We start from the raw sequence: 21,216 nt of genomic DNA, 5'->3' as shown, positions 1-21,216 counted from the left end.
ATTGAACTCATGGATGGAAGCTTCCTCATCGGATCGCGCGCTCTCACGACCGACGAGACGTTCCGGGCGATCGATCCCTCGACCGACGAAGCCCTCGACACTGATTTCGCGGTCTCGACCACGGATCACGTGGCCGAGGCCTGTAAGCTCGCAGCGGATGCGTTCGACAGCTACCGCGAAACCGACCCGGAAGATCGCGCGACGTTTCTGGAGACCATTGCGGCGGAGATCGAGGGGACGGACGGCCTTGTCGAACGCGCGGTGGCCGAAAGCGGCCTGCCCGAGGCACGCCTGACCGGCGAGCGCGGCCGGACCTGCGGGCAGCTCCGGCTGTTCGCGAAGCTGCTGCGTCAGGGCCGCTGGGCCAATGTCGTGGTCGACAACGCCATGCCCGATCGCCAGCCGATGCCGCGCGCCGACCTTCGTCAGCGCCGCATCGCCATTGGCCCCGTCGCCGTGTTCGGCGCGTCCAACTTCCCGCTCGCTTTCTCTGTCGCGGGTGGCGATACCGCCTCGGCGCTCGCCGCCGGTTGCCCGGTGGTGTGCAAGGGCCATCCCGCGCATCCCGGCACCTCGGTGCTGGTCGGCCGCGCCATTCAGAGTGCGGTGAAGAAATGCGGGCTGCACGAAGGCGTGTTCTCGCTGGTGCAGGGTACGTCGAACGATCTCGGCGCCGCACTGGTCAAGGATCCGCGCATCAAGGCCGTGGGCTTTACCGGTTCGCGCGGCGGCGGCCTGGCACTGGTCGAGATCGCGCAGAAGCGCCCCGAGCCGATCCCGGTCTATGCGGAGATGTCGAGCATCAACCCGGTCATCCTCTTCCCCGAAGCGCTGAAGGCACGCGGCAAGGATCTGGGCAAGGCCTATGTCGGATCGCTGACGCTGGGTTCAGGCCAGTTCTGCACCAATCCAGGCGTCGTCGTCGCGCTCGACGGGCCCGATCTCGATGCGTTCGCCGACACCGCCGCCAAGGCGCTGGAGGAAGCGCAGCCGCAGGTCATGCTGACGGGCGGGATCCACAAGAATTATGACCAGGGCGTGCAGAAACTTTCGGGGCAGAGCGACGTGAAAACCCTCGCCCGCGGGGCCGAAGGGACGGGGTGCAACCGTGGCCGGGCGGCGCTGTTCGAGACGACGGGCGAGGCGTTCATTCGCAACCCCGAGTTGGCGCACGAAGTGTTCGGCGCGGCCTCGATCATCGTGCGCTGCACCGACTTCGACCAGGTCGCCCAGGTGCTCGAAGGCATGGAAGGCCAGCTCACCGCCACGCTGCAGATCGACGAAGGCGATCACGAGACGGCGAAGAAGTTGGTGCCGATCCTGGAACGCAAGGCCGGCCGCATCCTTGCCAACGCATGGCCCACGGGTGTCGAGGTAAGCTACGCCATGGTTCACGGCGGCCCCTTCCCCGCCACCTCCGATCCGCGCACGACTTCGGTCGGCACGGCGGCGATCGAACGCTTCCTGCGCCCTGTCTGCTATCAGGACCTGCCCGACGCGCTGCTGCCCAAGGCGGTGAAGCACGACAATCCGCTCCACCTGCCGCGCATTGTCGACGGCGAGTCCGAATAAGCGAGCCTGTCGCGGGGACCAGGCCGGCGCGCCACTCGCGCGCCGGCCTTTTTCGTGGGTGCTGCTCGTGTTCTGATACGAATCTCGCTGAACGGAACGACCTCATTTCTTCCGTCGCCCCCGGATTTGATCCGGGGTCCGGAGCAGCGAGCAGTGTCGCTTGAAGCTATAGAGGTGAATTCGATCAGTTCTAAACGCCGCTCGTCACCCTGAGCTTGTTTCAGGGTCCACCGATCAACAAGCACGAGCGGAGCAAGACGAAAGACGGATGCCGAAACGAGTTCAGCATGACGGTTAAAGTTGGTCGAAGTCTCCTTTGGGATATTCCCGGCGTCGTGGATTCGTGTTCCTGCAAGCAAAAGAAGGATGATCCAACCTGACCGGGAAACGCTCTAATGCCCCGGCGCGTTGGGAAAGCGCAGCGCCTTGTAATAGTCCAGATCATGCGCCGGTTCCGGATATCCTTCCGGCGCCCGCTTGCCCGACACGCTTTCCCAATACAGCACCGAGGCGTCGCGCCACCATTTCGCTTCCTTTTCCTGAATGCGCAGGAAATCGGCCGTCTTGGCGAAGCGGCGCGGGTCGATGTCGCCCTTCAGCGACTGCCACTGCCGCTCCATCGCCTGCACCTGTTCGACACCGGTCTGATAATGATCGAGCAGCGATTGCCACAGCGTCTCGCCCGATCGCATCCGGTAGTCCCAGGCCAGATGGTGAAACCATAGCAGGTCCCGGTCGGGCACGGCGGCGAGATCGCCGAACTCTTTCGCGACCGGCGGCGCATATTGTGCGATCGCGTTGCTGCCGCTCGCCGTGCGGTCGAAGCCGATGCCGTCTTTATCCGCGCGGTTGTAATAAGCCGGATTCCATTCCGGCCGGCCGAGATCGCTGACCCACGGTCCCGGTCCGTAATGATGCCCCGTCGCCATCTGGTGCGCCAGACCCAGCGGCGTCATATAGTTCACCACCGCCTCGCGCGAGGTCATCATCATGTCGAGCACGGTGCGCGTCACGTCGTCGCGCGGGCCGAAAGTCAGTTCCGCCCATTCGACCGCGATGTTGCGCGCCGAGCTTTGCGGGTTCCAGGCCATCCGGCCGAACGCGAACCAGTTGGCCTGGTTAAACGTCGATCCCGTCCAATCGCGATCGTCGCCGATATTGGCGACGCCGGCCATGCCGGTCAGCTTGTGTGCGCCGTACCGCCCCTCGATCACCTTGGCGACGGTCGCCCCCTCACCGTGCCGGCGGGTGTCCGCCTCCAGCACCTCTTCCCATAACGGACCGAGATAGACGAGGTGCGTGGCCTGCCCCAGATATTCCTTGGTGATCTGGAATTCCATCATCAGCGGCGTTTCCGGCATCGCGCCGAACAGCGGGTGGAACGGCTCTCGCGGCTGGAAATCGATCGGCCCGTTCTTCACCTGCAACAGCACATTGTCCGCGAACGTGCCGTCCAGCGGCTTGAACTCGGCATAGGCCTGTTTCGCCCGGTCGGTCGCGTCCTCGGCCGAATAGACGAAGGCGCGCCACATCACGATGCCGCCATGCGGTGCCACCGCCGCTGCCAGCATGTTCGCACCCTCGGCATGGCTGCGGTGATAATCCTGCGGCCCCGGCTGCCCTTCGGAATTCGCCTTCACCAGGAACCCGCCGAAATCGGGGATGCTTGCGTAGATCTCGTCCGCCTTCGCCTTCCACCAGGCGGCCACCTCCGGGTCGAGCGGGTCAGCGGTGTCGAGCCCGCCCAGCTCGATCGGCGCGGAAAAGCGCGCCGACAGATAGACCTTCATCCCCCAGGGGCGCAGGGTGTCCGCGATCGCCGCCGCCTTTGCGATGTAGCGTGGCGTCAGGCTCAGTGCGCTGGCATTGACGTTGTTGAGTACCGCACCGTTGATGCCGATCGAAGCGTTGGCGCGGGCGTAATCGACCAGCCGCGGATCGACATGCTCGGGCAGCGTCCACCAGTTCCAGATCGACTGCCCGGCATAGCCGCGCTCCACCGACCCGTCGAGATTATCCCAATGGTCGAGCACGCGAAGTTGCAGCTTCGGCGCCGATCGCATGTTCATTTCGTCGATCGGAAGTCCGCGCTGGATATGTTCGAGAAGCGCGAAGGCACCGTATAGAAGGCCGGCATCGCCATTCGCCGCGACCACGGTGACGGGTTTTCCGTCCAGCGTCATGCTGCGCAGCAGATATCCTTCGGCTCCCAGGTCGGAAAGCGGCAGGTCGATGCCGAGGCGCGCCTGCACCGATGGGTTGGCGAGAATCACCGTTCCGGCGGAAATTTGCGTCCCCGCCGGGATTTCGCGCGCCAGCATTCCGCCCAGCCCGCGCTGAAGCTCGCTGATCGCCGATGCGACCACCGCAGAGGGGCGGTCCGGCCCGGTGATGCTCGCGGCGCGCTGCGCAACCGCACCCGCCCGCTGCGCGCTCAGTGCGTCATAGCGCAGCCAGAGCCGGTATCCGTCCTCGGCTCGGGCCACCGGCGCCAGCACCATCGCCGCCAGCAGCCAAAGGCACATTCCGCGCAGCATCCGCATTCAACCTCTCCCGCGTCTGATCGCCCGCATTGTTGGTAGCGGTATCACAGACACCGGCGCAATCGGCAACCAAGCAGCGACACCCATTACATGCTCATCGCCCCGCGGCGCAGAAATCGCGTACATAGTCGCCGTGCAGCGGCATCTGTGCGGCATTGTCCCGAATGATGCGGCGCATCTGCTCCAGCGCCGCCGCCAGCCGGTCCTCGTCCAGCGCGTCGGTGATGGGGTCGTATCCCTGCGGAGTCCAGTTCTGGCCCACCATCACCGCCACCCAGTTGGACAGGTCGAACAGTTCGTCGTCATAGCGGAAGAAACGCCCCTTGTCGCGGAACAGCGCGATCTTCTCGGCCAGGCTGTCCGGCAGCTCCATGGTCCGCAACCGGTTCCAGAACGGCGTGTCGTCCCGCTGGGTCGCGGCATAATGCAGGATGATGAAGTCGCGCACGCCGTCGACCGTTCGGCGCATCAGCCGGTTGTAGGTATCGCGCTCGATCGCGGCGAAGCGGCGGTCCGGCATCAGCGCCATCAGCTTGGAAATACCGGTCTGGATCAGATGGATGCTGGTCGATTCCAGCGGCTCCAGAAAACCGCTCGACAAGCCGATGGCGACGACGTTCTTCTCCCAGAAGCGCTCGCGCCGTCCCGCGGTGAAGGCAAGATGGCGCGGCGGCGCCGTCGCCTTTGTCTCCAGGGTCTCGAGCAATGTCGCTTCTGCCTCGTCCGGCGTCATGTACGCATCGCAATAGACATGGCCATTGCCAGTGCGATGCTGCAGCGGAATGCGCCATTGCCACCCCGCCGGGCGGGCGAAAGCCTGGGTATAAGGCCGCGGCCGCGCGGTGGCTTCGCTGGGCACCGCGACAGCGCGGTTGCATGGCAGCCAATGGCTCCAATCCTCGAACCCGACACCCAGCGTTCGCCCCAGCAGCAGCGCGCGAAACCCCGAACAGTCCAGAAACAGGTCGCCCGCGACACGCCGGTCGTCCGAAAGCCGCACGGCGGTGACGAATCCGCTCTGCCCGTCCTGCTCGACCTCCTCGATCCGCCCCTCGATACGCTGCACGCCCAGCCGCTCTGCATAGTCGCGCAGGAATCTGGCATAGTGGCCGGCATCGAAATGATAGGCGTAAACCGGGCGCGAAAAGGGCGAGCGCGAATCGCCAGCGCGGTGCGCGAAGCGACCCCGCGCCGCCGCCGCGGCACAAAGCGAATATTCCTCCAGCGGCCCGGCCCTGCCGAGCCGCGCCAGCTTTTCGCGGATATGGTGGAACTGCACGCCCTGAAGCGGCTGGCCGTAACTGCTGAACGGATGCAGATAGCGGTCGCCGACCGCCCCCCAGTCGCTGAATTCGATGCCCAGCTTGAACGTTCCGCCCGTCGCCCGCAGGAACGCCGCTTCGTCGATGCCCAGCATCTGGTTGAAGCCCAGAATGGTCGGGATCGTCGCCTCGCCCACGCCAACGGTTCCGATCGCGTCGGATTCAATGAGCGTGACGCGCGTATGGCCGTTGTTGAGGAACCGGCCATAGGCGGCGGCCGCCATCCATCCCGCCGTCCCGCCGCCGACAATCACGACGTCGCGCAGCCGCTGGTCCGCGCCGCCGTTCATGCTGCCCGCGCGCTGCGCAGCCGCGCCAGGACGGTATCGTGGCGCGGAGCGGCGTTCAGCTCCGTCGCCATCGCGCCGAGGAAGGTGTCGGCGAAGGACGCGAACTGCTGCGCCGTAAGGTTATCGGCAAGCGCGTCGGCATGGCGCGGCAACACGGACGCCCCCAGCAGCACCGCATACCAGGCCTCCGGACCGAAACTTCCGAAGTTGCGCAACGGCAATCGCCCGCGTTCGCGGAACAGCGCCAGCGCGTAATTCAGTTCGTCCGGCAGCTCGACGTCGCGCAGCCGCTTCCAACAGGGGTCGTTCCGGCCTGAAACGGCATGATGCAGGATCAGGAAGTCGCGCAGCCGGTCCGCCTCCTCGCCCCATTCGCGGTTATAGCGGGCAAGTTCCAGCGGCGCGAACTCCGTGTCGGGCAACAGGTTCAGAATACGATCGATCGCCGCATGGATCAGATGGCAATGCGGCGCCTCCAGCGGCTCGCATTCGACCGCCGCATCACCGATCGCGACACAATTGCCGATCCAGGCAGCCGCGCGCCGGCCCGGCCGGATTTCCAGCCGCTCGGCTGCGTCGCCGAGGGCGCGCGCGACCGTCTCGTCCTTCAGCCGCCGGGAGGAATAAACGCGTGCGATGGTGCGCCCCGCCGGCAAATCACTTGTCAGGCGCCAGCCGACCCGCTCCGCCATGACGATGTCCGCCGGTATCAGCTCGGGTCCCGATCGCTCGCGCGTCACCTGAACCCGGTCGTTCGGCAGCCAGTGCGACCAGTCGCGGCGCGCATCGCCTCCCTCCAGGCTCGACAGCAGCGCCGCCGCCGACCCGCTTGCATCGACGTACAGATCGGCGTCGATCGTTTCGCCGTCCACTCCGTGCAGGCCCGTCACCCGCTCGCCCGTCGCCGACACGCCGCACAGGCGCGACGCGGTCGCGACGTTCGCCGCAAGCGCCGCCTGTCTCAGCACCTCGCGATAGGCGGCCGGATCCACCGCGATCGCAACGTCGAAGCCCCAGAACGGCGACCGTGCGTCCACCGCCGGCGGTCGAAACCGTCCAGCAGAGATCAGGGCGGCGGCGGGAGAAAAGCGATCGAACGCCGGTGCCGCACCGCGGTGCGCCGCCGCGATCCACGCCTGATGGAAGGGCACGCCGCTGACGGACCGGCCATGGCCGCCGATCGGCCGGACGAAATGTCCGCCCATGCGCATCCAGCCGTCGAAGCGCGTGCCGAGGCGAAAGGCGCCCCCGCATGTCGCGAGCAGCTTGCGCTCGTCGATCCCGGCGCGCAGATGGAAGTCTCGCGCCGATACCTGCATCGTGCCGAACCGGTCCGCCATCCCGCACGGCGCATCATCCGTCGGCACCACCGTCACCTGCGTTCCGGGCAGCCGCCGGGCAAAGGCGAGCGCCGCCGCCCAGGCCGCCACCCCGCCGCCGGCGATGGCGATCCGCGTGATCGGCCGCGCCGTCATGCCGCCATCGCGCCGGTTCGCATCATATAGTCGACATGGCCCGGCATCCCCGCGGCGACTTCGGCCGTGCGCCGGCGGAACGCCTCCATCCCCTTCGCCACCGCTTCGATCGACCCCGCCCCGGCCCGCTGGTCGAAGCCGTCGGGGACGATCCGCTGCCCCGCATAAACGGCAATCCAGCTCGGTTCGAGGAACAGTCCGCGACCATATTGCGCCACGCGCCCGCGGCGACGGTACAACTCTATCTTTTCCGCCAGGCTGTCGGGAATATCGAGCGTCCGCATCCGTTCCCAGAATGCCGAATCGCTCCGCTGCGTCGCGTGATAATGCAGGATCAGAAAGTCGCGAATCCGGTCATATTCCAGATCGAGCACCCGGTTGAACTCGTCGCGGTCGATCGCGGCGACGCCGTCCTGCGGAAACAGCTCGATCAGCGTCTGCACGCAAAGCTGGACCAGATAAATGCTCGTCGATTCGAGCGGTTCCAAAAAGCCGCCCGAAAGGCCCACGCTCACACAATTGTTCACCCAGCCGCGCCGTCGCCGACCGGCGCGAAAGCGCAGGATGCGCGGTTCAGCGATCGGCTCGCCCTCGATCGCGCCCAGGATCGCCGCCACCGCTTCGTCATCCGAACAATGGCCGGAAGCATAGACATAGCCGTTGCCGACCCGGTGCTGCAGCGGAATGCGCCACCGCCAGCCCGACGGCATCGCGATCGCGCTCGTATAGGGCAGAAGCGGCCCCGCCTGTACTGCGCACGGCACCGCCGCCGCACGGTCGCATGGCAACCAGCGCGACCAGTCCTCGAACGGTTCTTCCAGCACGCCGTCGATCAGCAGCGCGCGAAAACCGGAGCAGTCGAGGAACAGGTCGCCCTCGAAAGACCGGCCGTCCTCCAGCGTCACGGCGCGAATATCGCCGCTTTCGCCGTGGCGGGCCACGTCCACCACTTTGCCTTCTATGCGTTCCACGCCGCGCGCCTCGGCGAAGCGGCGCAGATAGGGCGCGTACAGCGTCGAATCGAACTGATAGGCATGGCTGAACCCGTGTGGCGCCCGGGCGATGGTGTCGGCCGGCGTGAAGCGCGCCATGCGCGCCGCGACCACCGGCAGCGAATAGGCGTCCAGGTCCTCCGCCTGTCCGGCCGCACGTGCGCGGTGCCAATAGTGGTGGAAACCAACGCCGCCGATATCGTTGCCGAACGCGCCGAAGGGGTGAATGTAGCTGTCGCCGATGCGCGCCCAGTCGCGAAATTCGATCCCCAGCTTATAGGTCGCGCGCGTCGCCGCCATGAACGCCGCCTCGTTGAAGCCGAGCCGGTCGTTGAACGCCTTGAGATGCGGCAGCGTCGCCTCGCCCACGCCGATGATGCCGATCGCTTCCGATTCGATCAGCGTGACGGCGCATTTGCGCGGCAACAGCGCCGCCAGGGCCGCCGCGGCCATCCAACCCGCCGTCCCGCCGCCGACGATCGTCACGCGCACGCGCTCGGCCATCGCTCCCTCTCCTTCCCGTTGCGGGACCGCTACCATATCCGCCGGGCACCTGGCGACAATATCTCGCCCGAGCCGCCGCCGGCGCGCGGGCCGGAACGACGCCGGCCGCACGATCGGTTGACAGCGTCGTGCCATTCGCTCCACTACTCAGACAAATAAGAAGAGGTGGAGGATGGCTTGTCGGGCGTAACCCTGGCGCAGGTCAGCAAGAGCTACGGATCGCTGCGAGTGGTCGACCGGCTGTCGTTGGAGATCGCGCCCGGCGAGTTCGTCGTGTTCCTGGGTCCGTCGGGCTGCGGAAAATCGACATTGCTGCGCATGATCGCGGGGCTGGAGACGGTTGATTCGGGTGCGATCCATATCGGCGATGCCCGTGTGGACCATCTGCCGCCCGGCAAACGCGGCGTGGCGATGGTGTTCCAGCATTATGCGCTCTACCCGCACATGACGGTGCGCGAGAACATGGCGTTCGGCCTGCGCAACGCCGGCGTCGACAAGGCGGAGATCACCCGCCGGGCCGAAGCGGCGGCCGAGAGCCTGGAGATATCTGCGCTTCTCGACCGCAAGCCCGGACAGCTTTCCGGCGGTCAGCGGCAGCGCGTCGCCATCGCCCGCGCGATCGTCAAGGAACCGGCATTGTTCCTGCTCGACGAGCCGCTGTCGAACCTCGACGCCGCGCTCAGGAACCGCACGCGGCTGGAAATCGCGCAGCTCCACCAACGGCTGGGCGCGACGATGATCTTCGTCACCCACGACCAGGTGGAGGCGATGACGCTCGCCGACCGCATCGTCATCCTGAACGGCGGCGGGATCGAACAGGTCGGCACGCCGATGGAAATCTATCTTCGCCCGCGCACGCAGTTCGTCGCGACCTTTGTCGGTTCGCCGCGCATCAACCTGCTGCCCGCCGCGATGGACGATGCCGAGGCGGGCCACGCGATCGTGCGGCTGGGCGACGGAACGCGCGTCGTGACGAAGATCGCGGCCGAAAGCCTCGACAATGCAGACAACATGAATCTCGGCATCCGGCCCGAATGCGTGCGGCCGGTGCCGATGGAGCGGGCGGTGATGCAAGGCAAGGCCGCGGTTGTCGAACGGCTCGGCGAACGGACGCTGGTTCACGTGACGCTGTCCGACGGCGAAACACTGGTCGCCGAGGATGCAGGCGTCTCGTCCATTCGCGTCGGCGATGTGGTCGGCGTGTCGCTCGACACCGACGCCGCGCACCTGTTCGATGCGCATGGCCTCGGTCACCACCCGGAAGGGGCCGGCTGATGGCGACGGCCTTTTCCGAACCCACCGCGCCGATCCCGGCCGAACCGCCAAAGCGGCGGCAGGCGGCGACCTGGGGCAATCTGCTGTTCGTGGTGCCGTATCTCACCGTGTTCGCGATCATGCTGGTCATCCCGCTCGGCTGGGGCATCTGGCTGTCGACGACGAAAGGCGACCTGTTCGGCACCGACCGCTGGGTCGGCCTGGCCAATTTCATCCGCCTGTTCCGCGATCCGATCTTCCTCGAAACGGTGTGGAATACCTTTTACTTCGTCCTGCTGACCGTGCCCGCCCTCGCCGCGATCGGGCTGGCGCTGGCGCTCGTGCTCAACCGGCAGACGCGCTGGGCGGCGGTGCTGCGGACGATCTTCTTCGCCTCGACGGTCTTGTCGGTGACGGTGGTTACCTTGGTCTGGCGGCTGGTCTTCCTGCCCGATGGCGGCCTGCTCGCGGTGGTGACGAAGGCGCTGGGCGGCACGCCGGTCGCGTTCCTCAACGACGAAACGCTCGCCATGCCGGCGATCGCGATCACCACCATCTGGTGGTGCATCGGTCTGCCGATGGTCCTGTTCCTCGCCGCCCTGCAACAGGTGCCGCGTGACCTGTACGAAGCGGCCGCGCTCGACAACGCCTCGCGCTGGACGACGCTGACCAGGATCACGCTGCCGGCGATCCGGCGCACCTTCATGCTCGTGTTGATTATCGAGATCATCCTGCAGTTCCAGCTCTTCGGACAGCCGCAACTGATGACGCTGGGCGGTCCCAACAACGCGACGCGGCCGATCGTACTGTTCATCTACGAAACCGGCTGGCGGCAATGGGAGCTGGGCTATGCCTCGGCCGCCGCGCAGGTGCTGTTCGTGATGATCCTGCTCGCGGCGATGGCGCAGTACCGGGTGTCGTCTCGCAGGGAGGAGACATGATGCGCGTCGGCAGGACGCACCCGGTGGCGATCGCGCTCGTCATATTCGCGGCGATCCTGATGCTGCTGCCTTTGGGCTGGGTGCTAGCGCTCTCGCTCAAGGCCAATGCGGCGCTGCTCGCCGACACCAATTCGGTCTTCCACGCGCCTTATACGCTCGAAAACTACCGCATCCTGTTCGGCGACGGGCAGGTGTTCCGCTGGATCGGCAACAGCCTGATCGTCTCGCTGGGGATGACGGCGGGGGTGCTCGTTCTCTCCTCGCTCGCCGGTTACGGCTTTGCGCGGCTGGAATTTCCGGGGCGCGGGGCGCTGTTCGTGGTCGTCCTGCTGGGACTCGCCGTGCCCGAGCAGGCGGTCATCATCGCGCGGCACCAGATGTTCAGCGCGGTGTCGATGCACAACACCTACATTGCGCTGATGCTGCCGGGCATGTCGGCCCCGTTCGGGGTGTTCCTGATGACGCAATATTTCAAGGCGATCCCGCGCGATATCGACGAAGCCGCAATGCTCGACGGCGCCTCACGCCTGCGCATCTTCCTGCGTGTGCTGCTGCCGCTCACCATACCGGCACAGGCCACGCTCGGCATCTTCACCTTCCTGACTGCGTGGAACGATTATTGGTGGCCGCTCATCTCGGCAACCAACAAGGCGATGTACACGCTGACCGTCGGCATCGCCTCGACGCAGATGAACTTCGCCCAGACCGAAGGGCTGGGTTTCCTGATGGCGCAGGCGGTGTTCGCCGGGCTGCCGATCCTGATCGTCTACCTTTTCTTCCAGAAATATATCGTTCAGGCGGTGGCGGGAGCGGCCGGACGATGAGACGATCTGTTGTTTGCCATCACCCTTCCCACGCCGTGGCGCGCGCGCTCCCTCCCTCTCCCGATGGGAGAGGGAGGGAGCGCCGAAGGCGCGGAAGGATGAGGGCGACCGCGCCCATCCGAACCTGGTTCGCGCTGGTTCTGGCCCTCACCCTCGCGGCATGTGGTTCCGCAAAGGACGAGGGCCGGACCACGCTCGTCATTCAGCGCTTCTTCGGGTCGTGCGAGGCCGAATACGGCGCGAATACCGATATCGCCTCGGCCGAGGGCGAATGCGGCATCATGACCTCGATCATCAACGCCTTCGAAAAGGCCAATCCCGATATCGAGGTGAAGCAGAATGTCGTCTTCTGGCCCGGCTACGACCAGTTGACGGCACAGCTTGCCGCCAACGACGCGCCCGACCTCGTCACCATGCACGGATCGGTGATCGCCGATTATCAGGCGCGCGGCCTGCTCGATCCGCTGGGGCCGGACCTTGCCGCGATCGGCATCACGCCCGACCAGTTCACCCCCGCGGCCCGCCGCGCCGTGACCATCAACGGCAGGGTCTGGGGTATGCCGCTCGATAGCTGGGCGACGCTGTGGCACATCAACATGAACCTGTTCCGCAAGGCCGGGCTGGTGGAAAACGGCAGGCCCGTCCTGCCCCATTCGCCGGACGCGCTTCTGGCGCAGGCCGAGCAGTTCGGGCGCCGCACCGGCAAGCCCTATTTCGTCGCCCCGACCGCCAACGAATATGCCAGCTTCACCCGCAACTTCTATACCATGGTGATGCAGCAGGGCGGCCGGGTCTACACCGGCCCGCGCCACGCCAATTTCCAGACGCCCGAGGCCCGCCGCGCGCTCGAGCTGTTCCGCACGCTCTACCGCCGCGGGCTGATGACGCGGAACATGGACTATTCCTCGGCCGTATCGGGCTTTCTGAACGGCGCCGGCGGTGTGTTCCTCGTCGGCACCTGGATGGTGCAGGATTTCGACACCGCATCGCGCAAGCCCGATCGGCCGCTGTCGAACGGCTATGCGGTCGTCCCCTACCCCGCCATCTTCGCCAAGGACGTAACCTTCGCCGACGGCCACAACTGGGTGATGCCGCACGATCCCGACCGCACGCCCGCCGAGCGACAGGCCGCGCGCAAATTCCTGAAGTTCTTCGCCGCTCACGACATCGACTGGTCGCGCACCGGCCACCTGCCCGCTTTTTCCCGGGTGGTCGAGGCCGATGCGTGGCAGGCGCTGCCGCACCGCGAAGACCTTGCGCGGCTGACCGAGACGGCCACGCCGCTGCCCAAGCAGATCCGCCGCCAATTCCCGATCGAGACCATCGTCGGTCAGGAAGCCGGCGCAGCCATCACCGGCGCCAAGTCCGTCGACCAGGCGCTCACCGACATGGAGCGGCGCGTGAACGCCGTTCTTCAGCACATCTGACGCTCAAGAGGACCCCAATGGCCAAATCGCACATCATCGCCGACCGCGACTTCGTGATCGCCCCCGTCAACCGGCACATCTACGGCAGCTTCGTCGAGCATCTCGGCCGCTGCGTCTATGGCGGCATCTACGAGCCGGGGCATCCGAGCGCGGACGAACACGGTTTCCGCCGCGACGTGCTCGACCTCACGCGCGAACTCGGCGTATCGATCGTGCGCTACCCCGGCGGCAATTTCGTCTCGGGCTATGATTGGGAAGACGGCGTCGGGCCGAAGGACGAGCGCCCCATCCGCCTCGATCTCGCCTGGGGTTCGACCGAAACCAACCAGTTCGGCACCAACGAGTTCATGGACTGGTGCCGGCAAGCGGACGTAGAGCCGATGTTCGCCGTCAATCTCGGCACGCGCGGGCCGGCGGAGGCGCAGAACTTCCTCGAATATTGCTGCCATCCCGGCGGCACGCATTATTCCGACCTGCGCAAGCGCCACGGCTATGAACAGCCGCACGACATCGCCTTCTGGTGCCTCGGCAACGAAATGGACGGCCCCTGGCAGACCTGCGCGAAGACGGCCGAGGAATATGGCCGCATCGCCACCGAAACGGCAAAGATGATGCGCTGGACCAAGGACGGGCTGAAGCTCGCGGTGTGCGGCTCGTCCTTCCGCGACATGCCGACCTTCGGCGCATGGGAATATACCGTGCTCGACCATTGTTTCGAGCATGTCGACTATATCTCGCTCCACCAGTATTTCGAAAATCAGGAGGACGAGGTCGACCGCTTTCTCACCGTCATCGACGATCTCGAAAGCTTCATCGTCGAGGTCGCGGGCATCGCCGACGCGGTGGCCGCCAAGCGCCGATCCGACAAGCGCATCATGTTGTCGCTCGATGAATGGAATGTCTGGTATCGCGCACGCTCGGGCGAACAACTGCGCGGGGTCGGCTGGCCGCAGGCGCCGCATCTGCTCGAGGAGATCTACAATTTCGAGGATGCGCTCGTCATCGGCGGCGCGCTGCTCACGATGATCAACCATTCCGATCGGGTGAAGGCCGCGTGCCTGGCGCAACTCGTCAACGTCATCGGCCCGATCATGACGGAGACCGGCGGCCCGGCGTGGCGACAGACGATCTTCCATCCCTTCGCCCAGGCCGCGCGCTACGGCCGCGGCAACGCCTTGCGCACGAAAGTCACGACCGACACCTTCGCCGCGGGCAAGCAGAAGGCGGCGCCGCTGCTCGTCAGCTCGGTGATCGACGACCCCGACACGGGCCGCGTCACCGTCTTCGCGCTCAACCGCAGCACCGACGCGGCGATGGATCTGACCGTCGAATTGCGCGGCATGGGCGACCGCCGCATCGAAACCGCACAGCAACTGCACCACGCCGACCTGAAGGCGATCAACTCGAAGGACGCGCCCGACACGGTGGCGCCCGCCGATCACCCGGCAGTCGAACTCGCCAACGGTACGCTCTCCGCGACGCTCAAGCCGCTGTCCTGGAACATGTTCGTGACGATGCCGGCCTGAACCGGTATCGGTTGTGAAACCAACCACGCGCGATACAACGGAGGATATGACGGCCAGGGACAGACGCAAGAGGAGCACGGAGCCGGTGCCGGCCGGGCGCGGCAAGGCGCTGCGCATCCACGGCACCATCGCGCGCGATCTCGGCATCATGATCGTCACCGGCAAATACCGGCCGGGCGAAACGCTGAATGGCGAGGTGGAGGCGAGCGATCGGCTCAATGTCTCGCGCACCGCCTATCGCGAGGCGTTGCGCATGCTCTCGGCCAAGGGGTTGGTCGAATCCCGTCCCAAAACGGGCACCCGGGTAAGCGAGCGGACCAACTGGCACCTGCTCGATCCCGACGTGCTGTCCTGGATTTTCGAGTTCGAACCCGAAGACGACCTGCTCGCCAGCCTGTTCGAGCTGCGCAAGATCGTCGAGCCCGAAGCGGCGGCGCTGGCCGCCCAGCGCCGCACAGATGCGCATGTGGAACGGATGAGGGACGCGCTGGAGCGGATGGGCAAGCACACACTGGCGTCGGAGGAAGGTCGCACCGCCGACCAGGATTTTCATGCCGCCCTGCTCGGTGCATCGGGCAACCCGTTCCTCGTCACCCTGACCAGCGGCGTCGGCGCGGCGGTCGCCTGGACCACCATCTTCAAGCAGCGCAACATGCCGCTCAGGCGCGATCCCGTTCCCGACCATGCCCGCGTGTTCGATGCGGTCGCCGCCCGCAATGCCGGCGCGGCGCACCGCGCCATGTCGGACCTAGTCGACCTCGCCTTCCTCGACACCGAACGCTCGCTGGCCCCCAAAGCGCGGGCCTGATTCGGTTACCGCAGCGAGCACGAGCGGCTACGGTTCTCGCACAGGCCGAAGAAGAACAGTGCTTCGACAAGCTCAGCACAAACGGAGGCGGCGCTCGAATCGATCTTCCGCTCTCGGAATTGTCGCTCGAATTGCACAAATCCTCCGTCCGCCCTGAGCTTGTCGAAGAGCCGTTCTTCTCCTCACGGTCGAAGGAAAGAGCAGCGCTTCCGCAAACCCGGCGCAAACGGTGAGCTCATTCCGCTTCGGCGGCGAGCGTCTCTTCAGGCAGCGCCGCGGTCGGCCGGCTGCCCCACAATGCGTAGAACAGCACGTACAGCTCGCACACCGCCGGCAGCAGGAACGACCATTGCAGCCCGTAATGATCCGCGATCCAGCCCTGCCCGGTAGCCAGCGCACCGCCGGCGATCGCCATGATCAGCAATCCGGAGCCTTCCTCGGTCAGCGGTCCCAAGCCGCGAATGCCCAAGGTGAAGATCGTCGGAAACATGATCGAGTGGAACAGCCCGACGAGCACCAGCGCCCACATCGACAGGTGGCCCGTGCCGAAGATCACGATCATCAGCAGCGCGAACGCCCCGACCGCAGCGCCCGCAAGCATCATTTCGGCGCGGATGAAGCGCATCATGAAGCTGCCGGCGAAGCGGCCGACCATCATCCCGCCCCACAGCAGCGTCAGATAGAAGCCGGCATCCTCCGGCGTCAGCGCACCGATATCGGGACGGGTGATGAAGCTGATCAGCAGGCTGCCGACCCCGATTTCCGCGATCAGGTAGATAAAGATCGCGGGAATGCCGAAGACGAGGTTGCGGTGCTTCCACAGGCTGTGCTTCCGGCGCTCCTCGCGTGCGACGCGGCGCGTCTCGCCGCCCAGGTCGGGCAGCTTGATCAACGCGAACACGACCGCGAGCAGCACCAGCACGATGACGATGCCGATATAGGGAAGCTGAACCGACTGCGCGTCGGCGAGCTTCTGCGCCGCCGTCAGCTTCGTCGCGACCGCGTCGCCGCCCTCGACCGAGCCGGAGCTGCTGCGCCCCAGGATGAGCAGGCTGCCGAAGATCGGCGCGACCCACGTTCCCGCCGAATTCATCGCCTGCACCAGGTTCAGCCGCGAAGAAGAGGTTTCCGGCGGCCCCAGTACGGACACGTAAGGGTTCGCCGCGACCTGCAGCAGCGTGATGCCCGATGCCAGAACGAACAACGCCGTCAGGAAAAAGGCGTAGGAGACGAATTGCGACGCCGGAAGAAACCCCAGCGCACCCACGGCCATGATCGCCAGGCCGATGACGATCGACCATTTGTACCCGGCGCGTTCGAGCAGCTTCGCCGACGGAATCGACATCACGAAATAGGCGATGAACCAGACGAACTGCACCAGCAATGCCTGCGTATAGTTCAGATCGAAGACGATCTTCAGGTGCGGAATCAGGATGTCGTTCAGGACCGTGATGAAGCCCCACATGAAGAACAGCGAGGCGAGTACCGCCAGCGCGGCGGTATAGGTCTTGCGCGGACGTGCCGCGCCGGACGGAGAACTGGAAACGCCTGCTACCATCGACTACTCCTGGTGACCCGTTATTCTTCTATCGCGCAATCGGCCACCCGTCCGTCGTCCATTCGATCGGGCGAATGCGAAGCGTGGGAAGGCCGTTCCGCTGCGTATCATAGGCGTGATAAGTAATATAATCGCCGTCGTCACCCCGCACTATGGCGACGTGACCCCGCCCGACATAGCGGCTGCCCTCAGCCTGTCCAGATGTGAGGACGATCGTTCCCCCGCCCTGCAGCATCGGGGTTCCGTCCCGGTCGACATACGGCCCCGTCGGCTCGGCGGACCGCCCGACGACGGTGTAATAGCTGCTGTCCGCGCCGCGACAGCAATAATCGAACGAGGCGAACAGATAATAATGGTCCCCGTGGCGGATCACATAAGGCGCCTCGATCGCACCGGCCTGCGGTCGCCGGGCGAGCGAGCGCACGGGTTCCGCCGCCAGGCGCTTGCCTGTGGCCGGATCGAGCCGAACCATCTTGATCCCCGACCAGAAGCTGCCGAAGACCAGCCACTGGCGATCGTTTGCATCCTCGAACACATTCGGATCGATGGCGTTGAAGTCGTCGCCTTCGTGCGACGCGATCACCTCGCCGCGGTCGCGCCACCCCTCCGCCGCGTCCGACGGCGTCAGTGTCGATCGGGTCGCGAGCCCGATTGCCGAGCGGTTCTTGCCGAACGTCGAAACCGAATAATAAAGACGGTATTCGCCGTTCCGCCGGGAAATGTCGGGCGCCCAGATGCCATGGGTTCCCGGCACCGCGGCGTGCGCCCAGGCCGGAATGGCCTCGAACACGGCACCGCGATAGGTCCAGTGCCGCAGATCGGGTGAGGTCCGCACCGCCAGCAACCCCTCGGGATCGTCCCGATTGCCGGTGGTGAACAGATAATATCCGCCATCGCCGGCGAGGATCGAGGGATCGTGAACCGGCGCCGTATCGCCGGAAAGCGTCAACGCCTCCGGCGCAGGCGCAGGCGTCGCGATCGGCGGGGGTGTGGGCGAAGGAGCGGGCGACGGCGAGACGACCCCGCCTATGCCGCCATTGTTACCGCCGCACCCGCTCAGCAGCATGGCGGCGGCGATCAGCGGACCGGCCGCCGCTCGCCACCTCCAAACATCATGGCCACGGACGAAAGAGCGGCATGCGGTGCCCACGCCTAGTCCAGCGAATACCGGACACCGAGCGCGAAGGTCCGGTCGATGATGGTATTGCCCAGATTGAACATGTCCGGCCCGCCCGCGTCGCCGAACCGGTAATAGGCCTGGCTCAGTTCGTTGGTCAGGTTGGTCGCGTCGAACGACAGCGCCAGCCGGTCGGTGATGTCGTAGTTGAACTGGAAGTCCAGGCTGCTTTCCGGCCGCCGCCACACGCCGATCGGATTGGCGAAGAGCGACGCCTCGTTATTGGCGAGGAAGTTCTTGCGCCAGACATAGGACAGCCGGACGCCGACGGGGCCGTGTTCATAGATGCCGGTGATGTTGTAGGAGGTGTCCGACACGCCGAAGAACCCTGTCTCCCGTTCGTCCACGACATTGCCTTCATTGTCGGTGATCGGGATGTTCTGTTTCGAATCCAGCAGCGTCAGACTGCCCTGCGCGCCCAGGCCGTCCAGGATTCCCGGCAGGAAATCGGGGAAATAGACGAAGCCCAGTTCGGCCCCCTTCAGCACGCCGTCAGAGGCATTGGCCGGCCGCGTGATGATGAAATTGTCGGTGTTCAGATCGCTTCCCGGAATGGTGACGAACTGCCGCAGCGGCACGACCAGCCCGTCGACCTCGCGGCGGAACAGCGTGCCGTAAAGGGCGCTGTCGTTTTCGAAATACCATTCGAGCGACAGGTCGTAATTGGTCGCCTTGGTCGGGTTCAGGTCCGGATTGCCGCCCGTGCCGCTGCCATAGCCGACATTGGTAAGGTCCCCCGTCAGCGTATAGTTCGGGTTCAGGTCGACGAAGTTCGGCCGGCGCAGCGTCTTGCCGAAGTTGAACCGCATCCGCAGGTCGTCGGTGATGTCGTACATCACGGTGACGCTGGGCAGCATGCTCGCCGCCGCCTTGGAATCGCGTGTGGTCGTGCCCGTCAGCAGGTCGGTGAAGGTCAGATCGGTATCCACGTCGACATAGCGCGCGCCCACCTGCAGGCGCAGGGGCCGATCGAAGATGCGGGTCTCGAAATCTCCCTGCACATAGGCCGCCATGGTGATCTCGTCGACGTTGAAGGTGCGCCGCAGCGCGAGCTGGTCGCTGGTCTGGATGCCGGGATCGACGCTGTTCTGATAGAGCTGCCGGATCTCGTCGGCATGATCGAGCAGATAATATCCATTGGGCACCACCCAGCTCGTCGGCACGTCGGCCCGACCGTCATAATAGCCGCTGTTGGTGTAGAAGAAGCCGGAATCGAGCTGATCGAACGGCTGGTTCAGCACCGGCGCATCCTGCGTCCGCTGCGCCTCCGACGCCCCGCGATCATCATAGCGCAGGCCGAAACTCAACTTCTTGAAGATGCCCTCGGAAAATTCATAATCGCCATCGGCGGTAAAGGTGATCGCATCACCCTTGTTGCGATTGGCGTTGTCGTAGAACTCCCCGAGTTGCCACTGCGACGGATCGGTCGCCAGGCTGTCATCGCCGTAATGGAAGGACGGCAGCCCGCCGCCGGCATTGAAGTTGACGTCGATCGACGCCGGCACGCGGTTGGTGCGGAGCGCGATGAACCGCGATTCGAACGTGCTCGTCTGGTACGAAGCGTCCGCCGTCAGGTGAAGCTGCCCCAGGTCCCAATCGCCGTTCAGGGCATAGACATAGCTGTCGGTCGAGGACTTGGTCAGGTCGCCGCTCGTGAAGTTGTACGGAAAATTCACATGGCGTGAATGAACGATATTGGTGCCGTCATAGGTCGTGATCGATCCCGCAGGATCGTCCTGCACGCCGCCGGCATAATCGACGAAGTTGAACAGCAGGCTGTTGAAGGTCGTGCTGCGGAATCCGTTCCAGAAGAACTCGAAGCTATAGGTGGAGGCTTCGTCGGGCGCCCACTGCACCATGGCGTTGACCGCGGGCCGTTCCCGTTCACCGTGCAGGTCCGACTGGAACACCGCGTCACGCGACAGGAGGTAGGGCACCTCCTCGCCGTTGATGGTGAAGGTCGACCCTTCGGCATAGGGAAGCCCGGTCTGCAGCCCCGGAACCCAGATCTGCTGGCCGGGGGCGCGGCAATCGGTGGGTTGGATGCGCTCCAGCGGAATCCAGCCATTCGGGTTCGAAGGATCGCAGCTATTGGCGGCCCCGCTTCCCGGCGGCGGATTGGTCGCCGACGCGAACGGCACGAGCGCGCCTGCCGTAAGCACCTGGTCGCGATAGCGCGTGCGGGCATAGCTCGCATTCACCAGCACGCCGATGTCGCCGATCCCCGTTTCCCAGCGATCGCTGACCAGCGCGCTGAGATGCGGATTCACCTCGTCCGCCTGCTCGCTATAGATGCCGCGGGCATAGCCGGACAGCGCGAACCCGTCGAAATCGAACGGCCGCCGCGTGCGGATGTCGATCTGCCCGGCAAGGCCGGTGGGCAATTGATCGGCCCCGCGCGTCTTATAGACGTCGATCCTGCCCACCAGCGTGGCGGGCACGTCTGCCAGCGCCAGTTGCCGGCCCGATGCGGTGAACACCATGCGACCGTTGAGCGTGGTGGTGATGTCCGGCAGGCCGCGAATGGTGATCGTGTTGGCCTCGTCGCTCGCCCGGTCCGTCACCTGGATGCCGGTTATCCGTTGCAGCGCCTCGACCACGTTGTTGTCAGGCAGCTTGCCGATGTCTTCGGCCACCACGGACTCTACTACCTGCGTCGCCTGCCGCTTCACCTCCAGCGCCCTGACCAGCGAAGCACGCACGCCGGTCACGACGATCTCGTTGGGAACCGATGTCTCGCTTTCCTGATCGTCCTGCCGGTCGGCCGGCATCGACTCGGGTATTGGCTGCGGGTTGGTTTGTTGCCCGGCCTCGACAGCCTGAGCGTGAACCGGCGCCGCGACCATAGTCATCGCCAGCACCGACGCGGATCCGAGCGCGCACAGCTTGATCGCCATCATTTCTCCCCTCCTGCACCGCCATTTTTCGCCGGCTCGGAGGCCGATCTTTATCGCGGCAATACTCAGACAAAACTTCTAGTGCCGCTCTGCCGCCAGCGCAACC

Annotated in this window: 14 protein-coding genes; 7 read left to right on the top strand and 7 right to left on the bottom strand. The window is 65.5% G+C overall.

The genetic code is table 11. From position 1 onward, the window contains the following. Window positions 1-9 precede the first annotated feature (9 nt). On the top strand, window positions 10-1,572 hold the full coding sequence (locus RPR59_RS07660) for an aldehyde dehydrogenase (NADP(+)) (RefSeq protein ID WP_313912721.1): 1,563 nt from the start codon (window positions 10-12) through the stop codon (window positions 1,570-1,572). A gap of 392 nt (window positions 1,573-1,964) precedes the next feature. Here RPR59_RS07660 and RPR59_RS07655 read toward each other — a convergent pair whose 3' ends face one another. The 4 genes from RPR59_RS07655 to RPR59_RS07640 form a co-directional block, all read right to left on the bottom strand. Further along, a complete protein-coding gene (locus RPR59_RS07655) occupies window positions 1,965-4,109 on the bottom strand; it encodes an alpha-glucuronidase family glycosyl hydrolase (protein WP_432280309.1) in 2,145 nt (714 codons plus the stop codon). Window positions 4,110-4,209: 100 nt separating this feature from the next. Then, window positions 4,210-5,727: a tryptophan halogenase family protein gene (locus RPR59_RS07650; protein WP_313912717.1), complete on the bottom strand. Its 1,518-nt coding sequence runs from the start codon at window positions 5,725-5,727 to the stop codon at window positions 4,210-4,212. Further along, window positions 5,724-7,202 carry a tryptophan 7-halogenase gene (locus RPR59_RS07645; RefSeq protein WP_313912715.1) on the bottom strand — a complete coding sequence of 493 codons (1,479 nt, stop codon included), beginning with the start codon at window positions 7,200-7,202 and terminating at the stop codon, window positions 5,724-5,726. Before RPR59_RS07645 ends, RPR59_RS07650 begins: the two co-directional genes overlap by 4 nt. Then, window positions 7,199-8,698, bottom strand: coding sequence for a tryptophan halogenase family protein (locus RPR59_RS07640; RefSeq protein WP_313912713.1), 1,500 nt, complete (start codon window positions 8,696-8,698; stop codon window positions 7,199-7,201). The genes RPR59_RS07645 and RPR59_RS07640 overlap by 4 nt, the downstream gene beginning before the upstream one ends. Before the next feature lie 177 nt (window positions 8,699-8,875). Between RPR59_RS07640 and RPR59_RS07635 the strand changes: the two genes are divergently transcribed. From RPR59_RS07635 to RPR59_RS07610, 6 genes are all read left to right on the top strand, one after another. Then, the gene (locus RPR59_RS07635; protein WP_313912711.1) at window positions 8,876-9,973 is read left to right on the top strand and encodes an ABC transporter ATP-binding protein; all 1,098 of its coding nucleotides are present in this window, start codon (window positions 8,876-8,878) and stop codon (window positions 9,971-9,973) included. After that, the gene (locus RPR59_RS07630) at window positions 9,973-10,893 is read left to right on the top strand and encodes a carbohydrate ABC transporter permease (protein ID WP_313912709.1); all 921 of its coding nucleotides are present in this window, start codon (window positions 9,973-9,975) and stop codon (window positions 10,891-10,893) included. The genes RPR59_RS07635 and RPR59_RS07630 overlap by 1 nt, the downstream gene beginning before the upstream one ends. Continuing rightward, complete coding sequence (locus RPR59_RS07625) at window positions 10,893-11,717, top strand: carbohydrate ABC transporter permease (protein ID WP_313912707.1); 825 nt, start codon at window positions 10,893-10,895, stop codon at window positions 11,715-11,717. Before RPR59_RS07630 ends, RPR59_RS07625 begins: the two co-directional genes overlap by 1 nt. Before the next feature lie 98 nt (window positions 11,718-11,815). Beyond that, on the top strand, window positions 11,816-13,144 hold the full coding sequence (locus RPR59_RS07620; protein WP_313912705.1) for an extracellular solute-binding protein: 1,329 nt from the start codon (window positions 11,816-11,818) through the stop codon (window positions 13,142-13,144). A 17-nt stretch (window positions 13,145-13,161) separates the two neighbouring features. Further along, window positions 13,162-14,670, top strand: coding sequence for an arabinosylfuranosidase ArfA (gene arfA, locus RPR59_RS07615; protein ID WP_313912703.1), 1,509 nt, complete (start codon window positions 13,162-13,164; stop codon window positions 14,668-14,670). Between the two features lie 46 nt (window positions 14,671-14,716). Further along, window positions 14,717-15,478, top strand: coding sequence for a FadR/GntR family transcriptional regulator (locus tag RPR59_RS07610; protein ID WP_313912701.1), 762 nt, complete (start codon window positions 14,717-14,719; stop codon window positions 15,476-15,478). A 235-nt stretch (window positions 15,479-15,713) separates the two neighbouring features. On the opposite strand, the gene RPR59_RS07605 is transcribed toward RPR59_RS07610, so the two are convergent. From RPR59_RS07605 to RPR59_RS07595, 3 genes are all read right to left on the bottom strand, one after another. Continuing rightward, complete coding sequence (locus RPR59_RS07605; protein ID WP_313912699.1) at window positions 15,714-17,036, bottom strand: sugar MFS transporter; 1,323 nt, start codon at window positions 17,034-17,036, stop codon at window positions 15,714-15,716. Window positions 17,037-17,064: 28 nt separating this feature from the next. After that, entirely contained in the window at window positions 17,065-18,102 is a 1,038-nt protein-coding gene (locus RPR59_RS07600) for an arabinan endo-1,5-alpha-L-arabinosidase (RefSeq protein WP_313912696.1), read from the bottom strand. 86 nt (window positions 18,103-18,188) lie between these two features. Further along, on the bottom strand, window positions 18,189-21,110 hold the full coding sequence (locus RPR59_RS07595; protein WP_313912694.1) for a TonB-dependent receptor: 2,922 nt from the start codon (window positions 21,108-21,110) through the stop codon (window positions 18,189-18,191). Window positions 21,111-21,216: the final 106 nt, after the last annotated feature.

The sequence above is a fragment of the Stakelama saccharophila genome (assembly GCF_032229225.1).
GTDB classification, from domain to species: Bacteria; Pseudomonadota; Alphaproteobacteria; order Sphingomonadales; family Sphingomonadaceae; genus Sphingomonas; species Sphingomonas saccharophila.
This window is presented reverse-complemented; position numbering and strand designations above follow the sequence as displayed.